Origin of the sequence: Ruminococcus sp. MCC718, from assembly GCF_018783905.1 — a bacterium.
GTDB classification, from domain to species: domain Bacteria; phylum Bacillota; class Clostridia; order Lachnospirales; family Lachnospiraceae; genus Hominisplanchenecus; species Hominisplanchenecus faecis.
Genome location: NZ_WQNP01000074.1, coordinates 1 through 809 on the forward strand (window position 1 = coordinate 1; position 809 = coordinate 809).

Here is an 809-nt window from a genome sequence, read left to right on the forward strand (position 1 = left end):
TACTATGTTTCAGTTCTTGTAGAACTGCCGGATAACAAGACAGCTGATAATTCCAATGAAGGAATTGGCATTGATCTTGGGTTAAAGGATTTCGCCACTGTTTCTAATGGTAAAACTTATAAGAACATTAACAGATCTGCAAGATTAAAGAAACTTGAAAAACAGCTTATTCGAGAACAGAGAAGTCTTTCTCGAAAGTATGAAAATTTAAAGAAAGGAGAGTCCACTCAAAAAACAAATATACAAAAACAAAAGTTTAAGGTACAGAAACTTCATCATAGGATAGATAATATTCGTACTGATTACATCAATAAAACAATCGCAGAGATAGTAAAAACCAAACCATCCTACATTACGATTGAAGATTTGAATGTAAAAGGTATGATGAAAAACAGACATCTTTCAAAAGCTGTTGCTTCACAGAAGTTTTATGGATTTAGAACAAAGCTTCAAGCTAAATGCAATGAAAATGGAATCGAACTTCGGGTAGTAGACAGATGGTATCCGTCATCTAAAACCTGTCACTGCTGTGGCACTGTCAAAAAAGATTTAAAGCTTTCAGATAGAATGTTTAAATGCAGTTGCGGTTATGTCGAAGACAGAGATTTCAATGCTGCACTTAATTTGAGAGATGCCATGACTTACGAAGTTGCATAAATAAACGCGAACGTAGGTATGTACCGAAGGCTATTTCGGGAATTTACGACTGTGGAGTGTACAAGAACTTGCGAGTAGATATGATTTCGGTCAATCCAAAGCATACACGATAAAGCAGTAAGTAGAACTCGTGAGGGTCTACATTATCTCGG

Annotated in this window: 1 protein-coding gene; it reads left to right on the forward strand. The window is 35.7% G+C overall.

The features are described from left to right. Positions 1–657: RNA-guided endonuclease TnpB family protein (locus GPK60_RS07840; RefSeq protein WP_215659225.1), on the forward strand; the 657-nt coding region annotated here is incomplete at its 5' end. Positions 658–809 lie beyond the last annotated feature (152 nt).